This is a genomic window from Aquimarina algiphila (assembly GCF_007489275.1).
Taxonomy (GTDB): Bacteria; Bacteroidota; Bacteroidia; order Flavobacteriales; family Flavobacteriaceae; genus Aquimarina; species Aquimarina algiphila.
The window spans coordinates 1-17,523 of the sequence record NZ_VLNR01000083.1 but is presented as its reverse complement, the minus strand read 5'-3'; the positions used below and the strand labels follow the sequence as shown (position 1 = coordinate 17,523).

Annotated in this window: 15 protein-coding genes; all 15 read left to right on the top strand. The window is 29.0% G+C overall.

Annotated features, from left to right (window positions below; translation table 11 throughout):
- The first annotated feature begins 164 nt into the window (after positions 1–164).
- The 15 genes from FOF46_RS26705 (at position 165) to FOF46_RS26635 (ending at position 17,396) form a co-directional block, all read left to right on the top strand.
- Positions 165–1,049, top strand: coding sequence for a hypothetical protein (locus FOF46_RS26705; protein WP_143918595.1), 885 nt, complete (start codon positions 165–167; stop codon positions 1,047–1,049).
- A 76-nt stretch (positions 1,050–1,125) separates the two neighbouring features.
- Positions 1,126–4,566, top strand: coding sequence for a VIT domain-containing protein (locus FOF46_RS26700; protein ID WP_167571959.1), 3,441 nt, complete (start codon positions 1,126–1,128; stop codon positions 4,564–4,566).
- A 276-nt stretch (positions 4,567–4,842) separates the two neighbouring features.
- Positions 4,843–6,099 (top strand): ankyrin repeat domain-containing protein, encoded by a 1,257-nt coding sequence (locus FOF46_RS26695; protein ID WP_143918593.1) that lies wholly within the window; start codon positions 4,843–4,845, stop codon positions 6,097–6,099.
- Positions 6,100–6,191: 92 nt separating this feature from the next.
- Positions 6,192–6,779: a hypothetical protein gene (locus tag FOF46_RS26690; protein WP_143918592.1), complete on the top strand. Its 588-nt coding sequence runs from the start codon at positions 6,192–6,194 to the stop codon at positions 6,777–6,779.
- Positions 6,780–6,843: 64 nt separating this feature from the next.
- Complete coding sequence (locus FOF46_RS26685) at positions 6,844–8,382, top strand: hypothetical protein (protein WP_143918591.1); 1,539 nt, start codon at positions 6,844–6,846, stop codon at positions 8,380–8,382.
- A gap of 1 nt (position 8,383) precedes the next feature.
- The gene (locus FOF46_RS26680; RefSeq protein ID WP_143918590.1) at positions 8,384–8,755 is read left to right on the top strand and encodes a hypothetical protein; all 372 of its coding nucleotides are present in this window, start codon (positions 8,384–8,386) and stop codon (positions 8,753–8,755) included.
- 176 nt (positions 8,756–8,931) lie between these two features.
- Positions 8,932–9,567: a DKNYY domain-containing protein gene (locus FOF46_RS26675; RefSeq protein ID WP_167571958.1), complete on the top strand. Its 636-nt coding sequence runs from the start codon at positions 8,932–8,934 to the stop codon at positions 9,565–9,567.
- A gap of 25 nt (positions 9,568–9,592) precedes the next feature.
- The gene (locus FOF46_RS26670) at positions 9,593–11,356 is read left to right on the top strand and encodes a tetratricopeptide repeat-containing sensor histidine kinase (protein WP_109436670.1); all 1,764 of its coding nucleotides are present in this window, start codon (positions 9,593–9,595) and stop codon (positions 11,354–11,356) included.
- Positions 11,349–12,083, top strand: a complete 735-nt coding sequence (locus tag FOF46_RS26665) for a LytR/AlgR family response regulator transcription factor (RefSeq protein ID WP_109436671.1) — start codon at positions 11,349–11,351, stop codon at positions 12,081–12,083. The genes FOF46_RS26670 and FOF46_RS26665 overlap by 8 nt, the downstream gene beginning before the upstream one ends.
- 233 nt (positions 12,084–12,316) lie before the next feature.
- On the top strand, positions 12,317–12,835 hold the full coding sequence (locus tag FOF46_RS26660) for a hypothetical protein (protein WP_143918588.1): 519 nt from the start codon (positions 12,317–12,319) through the stop codon (positions 12,833–12,835).
- A 45-nt stretch (positions 12,836–12,880) separates the two neighbouring features.
- Complete coding sequence (locus FOF46_RS26655; RefSeq protein WP_143918587.1) at positions 12,881–13,561, top strand: hypothetical protein; 681 nt, start codon at positions 12,881–12,883, stop codon at positions 13,559–13,561.
- 6 nt (positions 13,562–13,567) lie between these two features.
- A complete protein-coding gene (locus FOF46_RS26650; protein WP_143918586.1) occupies positions 13,568–13,873 on the top strand; it encodes a hypothetical protein in 306 nt (101 codons plus the stop codon).
- A gap of 118 nt (positions 13,874–13,991) precedes the next feature.
- Complete coding sequence (locus FOF46_RS26645) at positions 13,992–15,815, top strand: WG repeat-containing protein (protein WP_143918585.1); 1,824 nt, start codon at positions 13,992–13,994, stop codon at positions 15,813–15,815.
- A gap of 121 nt (positions 15,816–15,936) precedes the next feature.
- Positions 15,937–16,644, top strand: coding sequence for a PA3715 family protein (locus FOF46_RS26640; protein WP_143918584.1), 708 nt, complete (start codon positions 15,937–15,939; stop codon positions 16,642–16,644).
- Positions 16,641–17,396 carry a hypothetical protein gene (locus tag FOF46_RS26635; RefSeq protein ID WP_143918583.1) on the top strand — a complete coding sequence of 252 codons (756 nt, stop codon included), beginning with the start codon at positions 16,641–16,643 and terminating at the stop codon, positions 17,394–17,396. The genes FOF46_RS26640 and FOF46_RS26635 overlap by 4 nt, the downstream gene beginning before the upstream one ends.
- Positions 17,397–17,523 lie beyond the last annotated feature (127 nt).

The following is a 17,523-nucleotide window of genomic DNA, read 5'->3' as shown; positions in this document are numbered from 1 at the left end:
CTGGTGGTAGTAGCAAAAGAAGGACTTGATTTTCAAACAATAGGAGAAATGTTTTTCGAGAAGGTGTATACAGTTTAATATGTATACACCTTTCTTTTTTAAACTAAAATCTTTCTGATGATATGCTTAAAAAAAGACTATTAATTGTTGTTCTTGTTATATTAATGAGCATAATCATTTTTTTGATATACTTGGCGTTTCAAACAAATGAGTATAATATAATACAAGTAAAAGATAGTGTAAATGAAATATCATTAGATGCCACTCAAAAAAACGATACGATATTTCATACACAGCCAAGTATACTATCTAATACATACAATGGGTTTAACTCTCCAAAAGCAATTAATGCTATTGCTGCAATAGAGAATGAGTATTTTACTAATGTGAAAAAGACATTTAGTAAATATTATGGTACGATTTGGCAAACCAATGCAAAAAATAGATACGGAGTCGGAGATACTATAAATGAGTTTGAAAGATATAAGATGCAAGCTCAACAAAATGATATAAAAGTAGATAGTATGCATTGCACCATATATGCAGTCAAAGGACTAGAGGCTGGACTAGGAGTTGAAAGATTTGAAATTTTAGAAAAGTATCACAAAAAAATATGGAAAGAGAGAGAACATGCTGGATGGAGTATCGCATACATACTTACAACATATTTTAATTGGACTGCTTTTTTGGTAATTTCTAAGGATTCAGAAGAGTATTCTTCTGCAAGTAATAATTTTAAAAAGAAACAAAAATATGATGTCTGGAAACAACCAGATATTCCCATTCAAAAGATGTTTGTTATAGAAAATGATCAAAAACAAATTGATAGTCTATTATTACAAAATGAATTTGGTTGGGGGTTTAGTAAGCAAGGTTGGCATACTTGGATTACTAGATTTGATATAGTAAAGGAGTGTAATTGGGAGGCAGCTCCTTCTTGGGAGTATCAAAAAGAATGGGAAAAACCATTATTCATTTCCACAAAATTTAGAAAATACAAAGATTATGCTTCACATATTATAGTGTTTCCTCCTAAAATTGAACAATAAACTAAAAAGAATATATAAGAACCATTTTTTAAGACTAATGGTGTTAGTTTTGAAACAAATACGATACTTTAGAAAGATGAGAATACTTATACTTTTGATATTTACTACTCCTTTTTGTATCTGTGGTCAAACCACGTTGATAGACTCTAAGGATGCAGATAGCCTTTCTATTAAAGAGATGAAAATACATGCGAGTGTTGTGGGAGATATTGGAGTAACACAATACACCATAGAAATTTTTAATCATTCACAAAGGCAATTATCGGGGGAGCTACAGTTTCCTTTATCAGATCATCAAACTATAGTAGGATATGCTTTAGATATTAATGGAGAACTTAGAGAGGCTGTTGCTGTGGATAAGGCAAAAGGACGAGCCGCTTATGAAACTATTGTAAGTCGCAATATTGATCCAGGTTTGGTAGAAAAGACTGAAGGCAATAATTTTAAAACAAGAATATACCCAATTCCAGCAAAAGGAAGTAGAATAATCAGATTAGATGTTTTAGATAAATTGACTTGGGATAATGGTAATTTATTGGTGGATTTAACTTTAGATTTTAAAGAAAAAATAGCCAAAAAAGATATACAAATTGATTTCATTGGATTCACAGAAAATCTAGAGTTGTCAGGAGTAGAGTCGTTTACTACAAAAAAGAATAAAGAGCTTATTTCTATCACATCTACAACTACAAAAGAGGTTCATATTATTGCGACTCCAAAACAAAAAAGGTTCACTTTTTATCAAAAACATGAGAATGATTATTTTTATTATAACAGTACTCCAGTACCTAGTATAGAAAACGAAAACATAGTACCAAAAAGTATTACGATATTGTGGGATCATTCTCGATCCAGAAAGGGATTGGTAGATAAAGAAATACTATTTTTAAAAGAACTTTGTAAACGAATTGCTACTGTTGATATAAGCATAGTATTGTTTAATACCGAAGTGACTTCTATAAGAGAAATAAAAGTAAGGAATGCAAATACTAGAAAACTAGAACGACTTTTAAAAGATATCGCATATGATGCCGCAACGCAATATGGTTGTGTAGACGAAATCCCAAAATCAGACATGTATATTTTGTGTAGTGACGGTTTAACCAATTTTGGTGATATTACGTTTAAATCTGCAGTATCACCTCTATATACAGTTACATCACAAGCATCGAATAATCCTGCAAAACTTAAAGTGATTGCCAGAGACAATGGAGGAGTATATTTAAACCTAGAACTTCAATCTATAACAGCTGCATTGTCTGTGTTGATGAATAATTCAGTAGTTTTTTCTGGATATAAAGAAAAGCAATTAATAGAATATTATCCAAAATCTAACACTCGAATTGACAGATCACATTTTAGATCTGTGGTTAGAGGAACCGAGTTGGTCACAACTTCTCCTGTGTTTGATAAATATAAAAAGCTTAATGTTTCTGTTACTCCGCTAGAGATTGATCATAAAATAATCGATCTAAAGCGTTTCTTAGCTATTGAAAAAGTAAAGGAGTTAAGTCTATATCCTAAAGAAAACAAGGAACAATTACTATCCTTAGCATTAAAGTATCACCTATTAACAGAATTCACTTCTTTAATTGTATTAGAAACTTTTGAAGACTATATTACTAATGAAATAATACCTCCTAACGAAGAGTGGCAAAAACAATATGCAGATAATCTTAAATTAGCAAGATTAAAGAAGCAATTAGAAAAGTTAGAAGCTTTTGAAGATCAAATGGATGCATTATCAGAATTACTTATTTGGAGATATCCTGATCAAGAAGATACGCTAGAGGAAACATTTGATAAAAAAGAGAAGGATTTAGAGAAGAAATATGATCGTATAGATGATGAATATGATCAAATAGAAAGATATTTAGATTCAATAGATGCCTTACGTTTACCAAAGCAATTAGATCCCATAATTGACCAAAATTTTGAAGAATCAACAGCAGAAGATGCTACAATTACTATTAAAGTAATACAACAAGGAGATAATTACTTAGTTACAGGAATAGTCGAAGATGGTCTACCTTTACCAGGAGTCAATATATTTGTTGAAGGTCAGAATATAGGAACAGTGAGTGATTTTGATGGAAATTTTTCGTTAGAAGTACCTCCTGGAAGTGTCTTAAATTATTCTTTTATTGGTTTTGATACTGTAGAGAAAGAAGTTGTAATAGGTGATCATAGTATAATAATGCCTTCATCAGAAGCAATGTTGGAAGAAGTTGTTATTGCTGGTTTTTCTGAAAAAAAAGCAACGTATAAAAATGGTAATGATTTCCTTGTTAGTGCACCCAATATTGACGATTACCAAATTTTTGGATATAAAGAACAATTGTTTATCAAGAAAAAAGATAACCATATTGTTTTAGGGAGTAATCCATTGGTTTTTGTGGATTACGAAGTTGATGATTTTGCTAATATAGAATGGGAAGAAGGAAAAGGCGAATTGAACTATTTAGATTGGCATGAGGTATTTTCTCTAGAAATTATACCAAGAGAAGCATCAAGACAATTGGCAGGAACATTAGGAAATGACGGAATTATTTTTGTATACACCAAGGACTTTGTAGAAGACCAAAGAATTACAATTCCTATAAACATTAATAAACATATCAAACACGAGCTTTCTAAAAAAGTATGGACAGATATACCAGAATCGTTACAAAAAATAAAGAAATATGATCCAGAGAAGCGGTATATAAAATATCTGAATTTAACTGCCCAGGAAAAACAACCTGCTGGATTTTATATGGCTGCAGGAAGTATCTTTGCCCAAGATGCTCCAGATCTGGCGGCTAAGATTTGGTCAAATATAGCCGAGATACAATTAGATAATCATGAAAACATCAGAACTTTGGCGTATCAATTGCGTTCTATAGGAAAATATAAAGAGTCAGTACCTTTGTTTCAGAAAATATTAGAAGTAAGACCAGATGAACCTATTGCACATCGGGATCTGGCAGTAACCTATGGATTACTAAAAGAATATAACAAAGCAGCAGAAATATTAAGGAATGCACTGGACGGTAATTGGATAGAAAGAAATCATGACCCTTATGATTATACAGAGGTAATGAATACTTTGTACAATGATTATCATTCAATTTTAAAGAAAGAAAAACATACCAAAAAAAGCAAGTATATAATTTCAGGAGATCTAAGAGTTGTTCTTACATGGACATCCAGTGATACCGATATTGATTTACATCTTATTACTCCATCAGGAAAAGATTTTTATTATGGTAATGATGAGTCTGATAATATAAGATATAATACAGATATTACAGATGGTTATGGTCCCGAAGAAATTATAGTTAAAAAAGCAGAAAAAGGGAGATATACCATTATGATTGACTTTTTTGCAGATCGTCAACAAACCATTCATGGTCCGGTAGGCCTATCCATAGAAATGTATAAATATTTTGGAACAGAAAAGGAAGAACGAACAGAAAAAGTTCTAACCTTGACAAAAAAAGCAAAAAATATACAAGGGGCTATCATTAAGTTTTAAATAACATTTGGCCTATGATCAATCTGCCAATAAAACTTCAAACGAATATTAATTCGATCGCTACAAATATGACTTAGCGTATTCTACCATTCTAAAAAAGAAATATTTTTAACGTATTACTTGTGGGAGTATTAGTTAGTAAGCCAAAACATTAATGACCTAAGAATTACCAGTTTTATTCATATTGTGTTGTTAGTGAAATATGAATATAAGCATTTGGGTCATTTTCATTATTGTTTTGGCTTTTTTTGAATATTTTACTTTAAAAATTAAAAAATGGTACGTTTCAATTGCATTTTTATTCTAATCATAACGATAATATCTTGTGGTAAACCATCAACAGAAAGTATTGAAAACATTATTAAAAAAGATAATGTAAATCAATTTGAAAAAATCCTTATGGATGTAGATAGAGATACGCTGCAATTTTTTAATGGAAGAAATATTCTTCACATTGCTTTAGAGCATCAGGCATCCAAAATTTCTAAAAAATTGATTGAGGAAGAATATAAGCTTAATGCAGTTGATTCTAGCGGCCATACTCCTTTATTAATAGCATTACTTAATGACAATGAAGTAGAAATAGAATATTTATTAGAGAAAGAAATAGATTTGGATATTATAGATTCTTTAAACGGTTATGCAAGTATGCATTATGCAATTGTAAAAAACGACTATGAACTTGTTGATAAACTATTAAAAAAAGGAGCGAATCCAAATACTAAAAGTCTGGTGTATGATAAAACACCATTACACCTTGCGGTAGAGTCTAACCTGGACAATATTGTAGAGTTACTTCTAAAAAATAAAGCTACAGATACGATTAAAGATATTAATGACAATACAGTTCTGGATTTGGCAATTAGATCAAATCATCCAAAAATTTCTACAATATTCTTTGATAAATTTTCATTAGACCAAAAAAGAAAATTATTTTTAAACGAATCAAGAAAATCAAATACTTCTGAGTTATTATCAAAATGGATCAATCAGGATTGGGTGACTAAGGAAATGTTACATGAGGCTTTTATATTTGTTAAGGATACTACCATTGCCAAAATGTTTTTGGACCACCATGTTAATGTAAAATATATCTCAAAAGAGTATGAATATGGAGCAATACATCATGCTGCAATACGAGGAGATGTAGAAATGCTAACATTTTTATTGGATAATGGTGCTGATATAAATCAAACATCATTAACTTCCAAAATAAGCCCTTTAATGCACGCCGCAAGACTTTATGATAATATAAATAGTTTAAACCAAAATGTAGGAGGAAGCTCAATCTCTGTAAAGGATTTTTTCTATGATGCTATGGCTATGAGTAAAGATAAGACCGTAGATAATAGTTTAGAATGCGTTAAGACCATCATAGAACGAAAAGCTAATATCCACTATATAAATCCAAATAAAGAAAATGCTCTGTACTATGCAATAGCTTCAAAAAATGAAAAAGTAAAAGAACTATTACTAGAGAATGAAGTAAAAGAATCAAAGGAATATAAAGAACTTTCACCTTGGAAAAAATGAAGTAATCGGTAATAAAGGACTTAAAAAGTAAATTTTAGAAACTTCTTAGTATTAAAGACATGAACAAATATATTATCAACCAAAAAGCTTTAATGAAAAATGTCCTTATCACAAATAAGTGCATTAAAATAAGTGATGAGGATTATAAAACAAAAGAATTTTTCCTCGAAAAAATGAATCAGAAAGAAAAGAGATTATTAGATACTAGATTTAGTATTTTGTACTCATCTATTACAAAAATGATTCCTTTCGAGAACGATTTAGGATTACAATTGTTCTTTATTGAAAATGAAAAACAAAAGAAAACATATTTAGAACTTACTTCAATAGACGAATATAGCGAAGTACAAGATTTTATACTTTCAAAAACTAACTTATTTAAAAAAGAAAAAACCGTTAGAGGAATAAAAAGTTGGATAAAACAAGCGTCATATACCTTATTGGCTATGATTATAGGAGGTATTACTTATTTTATGGCAAAATCATTAGAAGAAGGTAATACAGTCAATATTAGTGGAGGTAGAAGAAGAGGAGTAAAAAAAATCCTATTATATATAGCAGAAAACTTAGGAAGTATAAATGTGCTAATTCTTTTCTTTATAATCACTATTGGACTTTCATATTGGACATATAGTGTTTCAAAAAACAGTAAGAAAATTATAACTATATATTCTACATAAAAATAAATTGTCAACAGATGATATTAAAAATATGATAAAGGGATAGTATAAAAATCAGAATACTATGAAACAAATTAAAATATATAGCTTTACAATTCTTAGTATCTATCTGCTTCTAATTGGAAAAACAATCCAAGCAAGTGAATGCTATCATTATCATACCCCTCATTTTTATGAATTATTTTCAGAAAATGGAAAGCTAGTATTTCAACATACCGTAAAGGATCCAAATAGAGTAAGTTATGTGTCTAGGGATAAAATAATACTTAAGAATATAGATGCTGAAAATTTTAAAATTTTAGAAGAAAATGAAGAATTCTTTTTGTTTACCACTGCTGAAGGGTACTTTATAGTAGAAAAAAAAGAGAACGAAATTAAAGAATATGGTGTAAGTAAAATTGGTGATTTAGAAATTATTTCAGAGACTATTGGGGTTAATTTTATATGTAAGAATGATGTATGGAAATATATTGTGCCTAAAAGTTATTCGGCAGAATTTATAGAGAAGGTTATTACCAAGATGCCAGGTGATTTGGAAGTGATAACCAACTTACCAAGAAAGGGACTATTCATGAAGAATAGTCAATATGTATATCTTTTTAATGAAGAACAACTCACATTTTCTGTTGTTCCAGATCTTTTGGGTAAAACTACACAATTCGTCCCTATTACAGATAGACATCAGCATGGAGATAGTTTTTTATTTGATAAAGATACTTTTTATCGTGTCGGAGTACATGAAATCGAAAATATGACATTGGATTTTAACACTCAACAATCAGGAACCACTTTTGATACTCTGGAAATCATACAACAAGAATCCGGAATATCATTAGATACCAAAAAGGGTACGATATGGATTTATAGAAAAGGAGGAGTTCATCTTGCTAATAACCATAACGTACATTTTGTTCCTATAGAAGCTTCTTATCTTAATGAGTTTAAAGAACTAATACGATATGATAATAAGGTATATAAGGACATGTATTATATTATAAACAAACAAAAACCTATAGATATTTCTGTAGTTAAAGATATCAATAACCTGCACATGGAAACAGAGTATATCTATACTGATGGGATACAGAAATATGTTTACGACTATGATGCAAATAAACTTAGGATACTTCCTTGGTTAGAAGGTAGTTCAAAATATTTCACTTCTATCAACACCTATAATTTTTTAGGAAATAATGGGATATATGTTGGTATTTCCTCAATTCATTTTCTTTCAGGAAATATTCCTAAAAAGGAAGCTCCAAGAGTTTCTCACACCTCTAGAATAAAAGATCTTACGTTAGGGTATGCTTATGATGATAAACTGTTGATTGAGAATAAGGAAATTAAAAATATAGCAGATAGAGAAAGTATGTTGTTTCTTGGGTCTACGGTAGATGTAATTTCTGGATGCGATGGAGGAGAAGGCCAATATCCTGTAGAAATTGATGTGTATTATTTTTTTAAAGACGATAAAGGGATATATTCATATAATACATATTTTCCGAAAAAAATGAGACATTTAGGACATCTAAAACCAGAAGATTATAAAGAAGGTAATTATGATCAATTAATGCAACTTATGACAGAGACGAAAGAAATGTAAGATGAAAAAAGTAATAATAACCGAGAGTATAATACCTTTTTTACTTCTTATTGTATTTTGTTCTCAGATATATTCCTGGTGTTTAACAGCTCCTAACATTGGTGTTGCCTATAATAAATATAGCACATATTTACATTTAGAAAAACAAAAAATAAAAGCGTCAGACGATATACTTTTTATCAAGAAAAAGATGAGTCAGATATTAGAACAAATAGAAGATAAAGATCGAGAGAAACATAAGTTTGCTCAGCGTTTGTTTAGTATTATACCAATACAAATAATTATAATTTTGATTACTATAGTTTTATATGCTTGGCGAATAAAAAAAGAGCATATTAGATCACTTATTTCAATTGATAAAGTTCGAATATAGATTAAGGTTGTATGAATATAAATTGAGATATTATATAATTAAAAACATACCGTAACTTTATAATATATATATAATTAAAAAATAAGAAGCATATTATATTGTTTATAAGGCTAATCATATTGTTTACAGCTTTTATTTATTTCTTTTTTAGTTGTAAAACAAAAGAAGTTCAAAAGGTGGTAGAAGAAATTCGAGAAGAAGTTGAAGTTCCAGAAGAGGATATTGAAACTAATAGAGAGAAAAAAATTGCGACTATTGTTTCTAGATTAGATAGTATTCACAGAGAATTGGATTGGAGAAAACTAAAACATAACCTATATACCAATAAGAATAAAGAAATAGGTTTTCAAATACCATATGCGACTGAGGTAGGAGTGACAGTGTCATATATAACACATATTGCTTTTGAAGAGAAAGAAATATCTCTACATAAAATAATAGATACCGTGACATTTACTCATATTGGAAGTACTTTTTATAAAGACAAGAATCATATTTATCATTATTATGATATGGCATATGGTGGTAAGTTTTATATTTACAATAAGGCCGATTATAGCTCATTTAAAGTATTAGGAGATAACTATGCCAAGGACAAAAATTATATATTTGGCGAAAGAGCAGGTATTTTAAACCATGTAGATTATAAGACATTTAGGACAACAAAAGGATCAGGGCCATATGCAAAGGATAAGAATGGATATTACTTTTGGGATGAATTGATATATACAAATAAAGAAATAGAGAATGTATTTGGCAAAAAATCAATTTCTGTAAAAGAATTATCGAATTTATTAAGAAACAATAATTAAAACTATATTCTCTTATACATTTTCAATGCAGAATATTAAGAACGTTATACTATTTACACTTTTTATATGTTTTTTTTCTAAAACGTACACTCAGGATAGTAATCAAAAACCAATAGAAGATCAGGAACTTAAGAACGTAGAGAATCTTTTTGAAGATAAGAACTATGAAGATGTAGAACAGTTTTTTAAAGAGAGAGATTATGATAAAGTAATTAATATTTTAGGAAAAAAAGAAGTGGATAGTAAGCTTTCGATGAGAGAGTACTATTTATTAGCACGTTCCTATGCTAGAATTGGTCAATACTCTAATGGATATACATTAGCTATCCAGATGTATGAAAAGTCTTCAGCAAAAAAGGATACTGCAAACTTGGTTATTGCTTATAATTTAAGAGTAGAGAACCTTACTGATATGAGTAAGGTTAAAGAGGGAGTGAGATTATGTGATGAGGCAGGTACAGTATTTAGAGTTCAGGATTCGATAGAACTTCAAAAGCTATGTTTTAAATGCGGAGTATTATATTATTATGATAAAGATTATGATAAAGCATATGATACATACAATAAAATCACAAAAAAAGAATATCGAAAATTACCAGTGTTTACAGGCAATTATGGATTAGTATTAATGGGATTAAAAAAATGGGATGAAGCCATTGTTAATTTTAAAAACGCATTAAAATATAAGTACGAGTCTAAAGATGTAAAAGAAATAAACATAACATTATCTAATATAGGTCTGGCATATATTAAACAAAAGAAATGGAAAGAAGCTAAGATGTTTTTAGATTCTGCTCATCGCTCCTTTACATTAGAAAGTCAAATAAGAGGACACAAAACCCTTAATGAAAATTACTTTTTATTATATAAAGGACAGAAAAAAATAGATACTGCTCTAGAATATCTTGAACGTATTAACGATTGGAATGAAGAGATATTTAGAGAAAAAATTAACGAAAAAATATATTCATTAGAAAACTCTAATAAAAGAGAACATATTCTGAAGAAAAAAGTAAAGGTAATTGATGATGAATTAATAACATCTCAAAAGCAAAAATTATGGGGAGCGGTTATTTTACTATTCATTATTCTTGTCTTACTCTCTATAGTATTCATTTTTGCATATAATAGAATTAGAACAGCCCATGAGAATATATTAACAGAGCAGAAACTCTTAAGATCTCAAATGACTCCTCATTTTATTTTCAATTCACTTTCTGTTTTACAAGGTATGATTCTTAATAATGAGGAGAAAAAAGCAGTACTTTATTTGTCAAAATTTTCTAAATTATTGCGTTTGATTTTAGAGAGTTCGAGAGAGAAATTAGTTTACATACAAGAAGAATTAGAAGCGCTACAAAATTATATGGATTTACAAAATATGGGATCTAAAAATAGTTTTAAATATACGCTTCAATTGGATGACAATATCCAGGAAATAGGACTATTAATTCCTCCAATGCTTATTCAACCTTTTGTTGAAAATGCAATCATTCATGGATTTAAAAATAATGTTGAAGATCCCGAAATATCTATCGAAATTTCATTTAAAGAAAATAAGCTTGTTTGTTTAATAAAGGATAACGGTGTTGGTATAGATAATGGAGAAAAAATACCAATGAGTGATAAAAAATCATTAGCTACCAAAATAACATCTGAAAGGTTGAAAATTATATCAAAAAAATTTAAAGTACCTTCAGGAGTGTTTATACAAAACCGTAGTGTGTTTAATGAAAAAGGAACACAAGTAACATTAACTTTACCCTATAAAATAGATCAAAATGACTAAAGCTTTAATTGTAGAAGACGAATTGTATATCAGGAAAGGGTTACTATCAATGATTGAAAGCCTGGATAAGGATATTAATATTTTAGGAGAATGTGAATCGGTCAAAGATGCTGTTACCGTTGCAAAGGCTTGTAAACCGGATTTGATCTTCCTGGATATAAATTTAAAAGATGGTAATGCTTTTGATTTTTTAGAACAAACAAGTGCATTGACTTTTAAAATTATTTTTATTACTGCCTATGAGCAATATGCTTTGCAAGCATTAAAAAATGGAGCTGTAGATTATATCTTAAAACCTGTAGATATTACAGAGTTAGAAAATGCAATAGATAAAGCAATTAATATAGATATATCTCAACAAAAAGAACAATTACAAATTGTTAAAAATCAACTTATCAACAGGCAAAAGAACAAATTAGTTCTTAGGTTACAAGAAGGATTTCAAGTTATTAATTTTGATTCACTTATTTATTGTAAATCAGACAAAGGGTATACTACTTTTTACTTATCAGATGGTAAATCTTATATGGCTTCTAAACCTATAAAAGAATTTGAGAGTCAACTACCAAATGAAAGATTTATCAGAACACATCAATCTTTTATGGTAAATCTGGATTATGTTGATAAATATGACAAAAATGGATATGTCATTTTGAAATCTGGAGAAAAAATACCTGTTTCATCACGAAAAAAAGATGAATTCGTATCAAAGCTATTGAATGGATAATAACAGCCATTTTTCTAGTTTAAAATGAGAACTTTTCAAATATAAATTAAACACTATCGAATATTGATTCATCATTCTGTTTCTTAAGAGGAACTGGTACTTTTGACATATTAAACCAAATAGCATAGTAGTATTTGGATGCTATTATTAGTCGTATAACAACAAGAGTATTAGATTTTATTTATATAGGAAAAGAAATGAGATTAAAAATGATCGTGCTATTTCTCTTATGCATGTTTACACTGCAGTCATGTAAACAGGATAATTACATTATTTCTGTTACAGATTTTAATAAAATAGAGAGAGATTTGACCGAGAAGTTTGGACTATATTCGTATTATACAGATCTATCAATTGTCTACAATGAAAACATAGGTCATGTTATTAATGTCGTAGTAACGGATAAACCTGAATCATTACAGATGAAAGGCTGGGTGAAAACTGATGATGATTGGAAAAATGTCTCAGAGGTAAGTTTAGAACTTAAAAAAGGAAGGATAGAAGATTATATGTTCACTTTAAATGAAGAAGTAAGCATGGATATGATAGAAAATCTGGTAAATACTTCTATAAAAGAAATAAGAGAAAAAGAAAAGGCTGAGACTCCGGTTTTAGGATCGGTATCTGTTACATCTCCTAATGATGGTGATAAATCTAAAATGGGATACACTATTGAAATCAAATCTGAAATAGGTAAAACTTTCGATTTCTTTTATAACCTCGAAGGAGATTTAGTAGAGCAATGGAATTGATTTTAAATTGTTTTTAAGATCTAAATTTAACGAAAGACAACTTTAATGAATTTTTTTAGCAAGCTTTTTGGAAAAAAAAATACTCAAGAAGAAAAAAAAATAAGATCTAATAGAGATTCTATATCTACTGTGTCAAAAACCGTAACTCAAAAAGAAGAGGATCACGAATTATATCCTTTTCTTTCCCAAATAGATTATGAAGGGTTGATTCCTAATAATTTTATTGTTCCATTCCTTGATCATTATAACTCTGATGAACCTAAAGTGGTAATCAGCTATGTAACATCTACTCAAGATGATCTTTGGATGCTAGATTCTAATGATCAAACAGAAGAACAATTTCGCTTGATTATGGATACCGCGCAGATCAATATTGAGAAATTAGAATTAAAATACACCACACAAAAAGTATTTGACCATAAAGTCATCGGTTTTCAGAGACATACGTTTACTTGTGAAAAAATACTGGATCAAAATTTTATGATTCATATTCAAAAGGAATTAAATGCTGATTCAATATTGGTTTCTATTCCAAGACGTAGTAAAATGTTGATATGTGATCAGGGTGCAGAGGAAACTATTAAGTCTAAATTTATGAATTTTCATTATGCGACTTACCTTTCTGATGAAGAAGATATTGAACAAATATGTGAAGATATATTCGTAATAAAAAACGGAGAAATAGAAGGTGTTTTATATATGAATCAGGATCATAAAAAAAATTGATAGATAATGAAAAATTTCTATTTCATTATAAAATCGATGGGTGTTGGACTTCTTGTATATAGTATAGCAGGGTTGATACTAGCCTGCGTGTTAGTCAATGTTTTTAGTAGTGATCATCCACATAGTATGGAGCACCTTTTATATCTTTTTATACCAGGAATTGGTTCGATAGTAGGATTGAGTTTGGGATTAATTTTGTCAATACTTAACTTAAAAACATATACAATTACTCGCGTGCTAAAGCAACTGATTATAAGTGTCCCCATTGGTGTTATAGTTTTTTTTATAGTTGTAGAGTTTTTTCTATCCTAGAATTTTTAGATACAAAATAGCATTACTATATACTTTAAAAACAATGTGTGATGCTCTAATAAAAAAAGCGAATTTGTAGAGGTATTGAATTAAAATAATAGATTTAAAATAATAAGAAATGAAAAATACACTTTTGATAGCAGCACTATTTTTAATATGTAGTTGTGGCAGTTCTGGCAATGGAGATCAAGAAGTGATATCAGATTATCTTTCAGAAATGGATGGTGAAAATTTGGAAGAGGTAAAGGAAGGGATGAAAGAGAATTTGAAAGGCCTGAAATCTTTCATAAACTTTTTTGATAATACATTCTCAAATGAAATAGAATTTATAGAAGATGAAAGTTTTGATCCTGTTTTTAAAAATGATACTACGATAGTTCCAGTAGTTATAGGTCAGGTGAAAGAAGCTCAGTTTTTCCAAAAATTTAAAGATTATAAATCACACATTGAATTTGAATTTAAGGATAAGGATTTTATAAACCCCGTTTCAACTATAAAAACTATTAGAGAATATTATAAACCTCAAAAAATATATTATAATAATGGAACGATTGATATAGATAGTATTTCAAAGTATGATGTAAGTTTTGAATATGATACTGTATGGGGAGAGCCATTATTGATAGATAGTATAGATGTAGAATATACTATAAAATACTTGTCAACTTATGATGAAGTAATAGTATCCCTTGATCAACCAAAAGCAAATTATAACGGAGGTGAAATTCTAATAGAAAAAATAAAAGACAATTATGTATATATCACCGCCAGTGATACTCTTAATGCCCCTCTAAAAATAGAAGGATTAAATGAAGAAGGGAAAGTATTGCACTCAAAAGGATATAGTTATACCGACAGAGAACCAAAAGAGGAAAAAGAAGTATTTGCTGAAATGATAGAGTTCTTAGAGGAAACAATAGAAAAACTAGATAATCAAGAATTTAAGGATACCAAAGAGTTAAAATCTTATATTAAAAAGAATGCTTCAAAGTTGGATTATTTCAAAGATAATGATGGGATGTTTCATCGAGAACTTTATTATGATGGTACTGTAAAAAAAGTAAAACTATATTTCGCAAAAAAATACGAAAAGAAAAAAATACAATTTACCGCTACGACTAATACAAAATTTGGTAAAATGATATATATGCCTACAGAAAACGGAATATCGGTAATGGATAAGAAAAACAATGAACTATTTTCTGTAAAAGGATCTGATTATTATCCTATAAATGATAGGTTTTATGAAGATGATGAGCATTATTATCATTTGAATATAAAGAAAAAGCGAATGGATACTTTGTTTGTCTATGATATAGAAAGTTATGAAAATGGATTAGTGGGTATTCAAAAAAAGGATGAAGGCGATTATAAATTATATTCTAAAGACAATAAAGAGGTCTCTAAACAGGAATATACCTATCTGGTAGAGGAAGGAAACTCGTTATTTGGACGGTCTAATTTTAAGTATTATCATATCGATAAGAAAGGAAAAGGTACTTTGTTAAAGGATGTAGAGGAATTAGGAGATATGGCAGGAGGGATGATCTCTATTAAAAATGAAAATTACCAGTATGGCTTTATAAATGAAAAAGGAAAAATTGTAATCCCAATGATATATGATAAAGTTGGAAACTTTAGTGATGGTTTCGTACAGGTAAGAAATGAAGATAATGATTATGAAACTCCGGATTATTATGGGTATTTAAATAAAAAAGGGAAAAAAGTATTAGGGTTTAAGTATGAGAGAGCTCATGAATTTATTAATGGAATAGCATTGGTGAAATATGATGGGACTTATAAATTTATAGATAAAAAGGGAGAAGTTTGGATTGATACAAAATCAAAAGGAGCTTCTATTAATGGTAAAGGAAGAGAAAGAGTATATAGTTTTAATGATGGATCTAAATATGATTCTTACGGAATTTTAATAACACAATAATTGTATATTGATATTCAAAATAAAAAATATTGTAATGATTTATAAGTGTTTTAGAACGATTAAATTTATAATATTTTTGACTTGTTTGTGTTGTTTTTCCTCTTTTAGAAAGAAAGAGGTGGTGACAATAGAAGTATTAGCCAAAGTAGATATAGTTGCTGAGGCATTAAAACAATTAGGAATACGATATGAAGACTGTTATCCGGAATTTTTAATTGAACAAAAAATACCTTCAAATCAAGATCAAACCATTTTGATTATTCCTAAAATCAATATACTAGAAGAAGATGAAAGTTATTTTTCTCTAGATAGTTATATTCTTATTGTAGATAGCAACACAGGGATTATAAAAAATAAATTTTTTGAAAGTAAGCGATGGGAGTCAGATGCATTGTTTTTAGATGAGATATCTATTGATGTTCCATTATATCAGGTGACAAAAAATCAAACTGCTTTTGGTGTAAGAGTGCGTCACCGAACACAATCTCAACCAAACCCATATACAGAAGAATCAATCTCCTTGTTTTTACCAGTCCAGGATAAGTTGAAGAAAATACTGGACAATTTTATTACACATGAATATAGCGGAGAGTGGAACATGATCTGTGAAGGTGAATCTACAAGTTCAAAAAAAGTATTAATAATGTCAACACATCCGACTAATGGGTTTTTTGATATTAAAATAGATCATACCATAACAGAGAGAACAACATTTAAACTAGGAGAACAAGATTGCGAAGAAAAAGAAGAGGCGAAAAAATTTAAAGAACTTCTTGTGTATACTAATAATACATATGAAATTTTGAAAAACAAAGTGTCAGAAAAATGAAAAAGAAGTATGGGAGAAATATCGTTTTTCTGATTCCTTTCTTTTTTGCATTTGTTTTTTCATGTGCTAATTCTTCAAAACAACAAGAAAACAAAAGTTTTAGTGAACAAAACCAAGAATTAGTTGTACTCGATACAGTTCTTGGATTAGAAGAAGAAATAACGCCTCAGAAAACTTTTGATTCTATAGCAAGCGGATTAAATTTTAAACCAAAAACAGGGTATAACGCAACAAAAGAACAAATAATAACCGTTAGAAATCGTTTAAGTCGGGAGTATAAAACAGAGACTAATAATAGTAAAAAAGATAGTCTTTTGGATGTAGTTTCTCTATATTTTACAAAATCATTACTTAATGATATTATACCTCATTGGTACGGCACAGAGTGGGACTTTAATGGATATAGTAATATTCCGAATCAAGGCACAATTGCTTGTGGCTATTTTGTGTCAACTACACTTAAACATATGGGACTTAACTTGAATAGATATAAAATGGCACAACAAGCTTCTAGTTTAGAAGTGAAATCAATAGCTATAAACGCAAATAACATAATAGTATCCAAAAACAACAACATAAGTGACACTTTGAAACGACTCAAAGAAGGTGTATACATTGTAGGTCTTGATAATCATGTAGGATATTTGTATTTATATAATGGCAAAACCTATTTTATTCATTCTAATTATATAGATGATAGAGTAATGATAGAATTGACAGATCATTCTCCTGCATTCATGTATAAATGCTAATACAAAAAATATTTTTTTCATGACTATAACTTTAGTGGTTATTATTAACTCACAAAGTTACATATAATAAAAAATCACTTGTTTACAGTCTGTAACCACACAGTATTAATATTATGCTAAAATATCA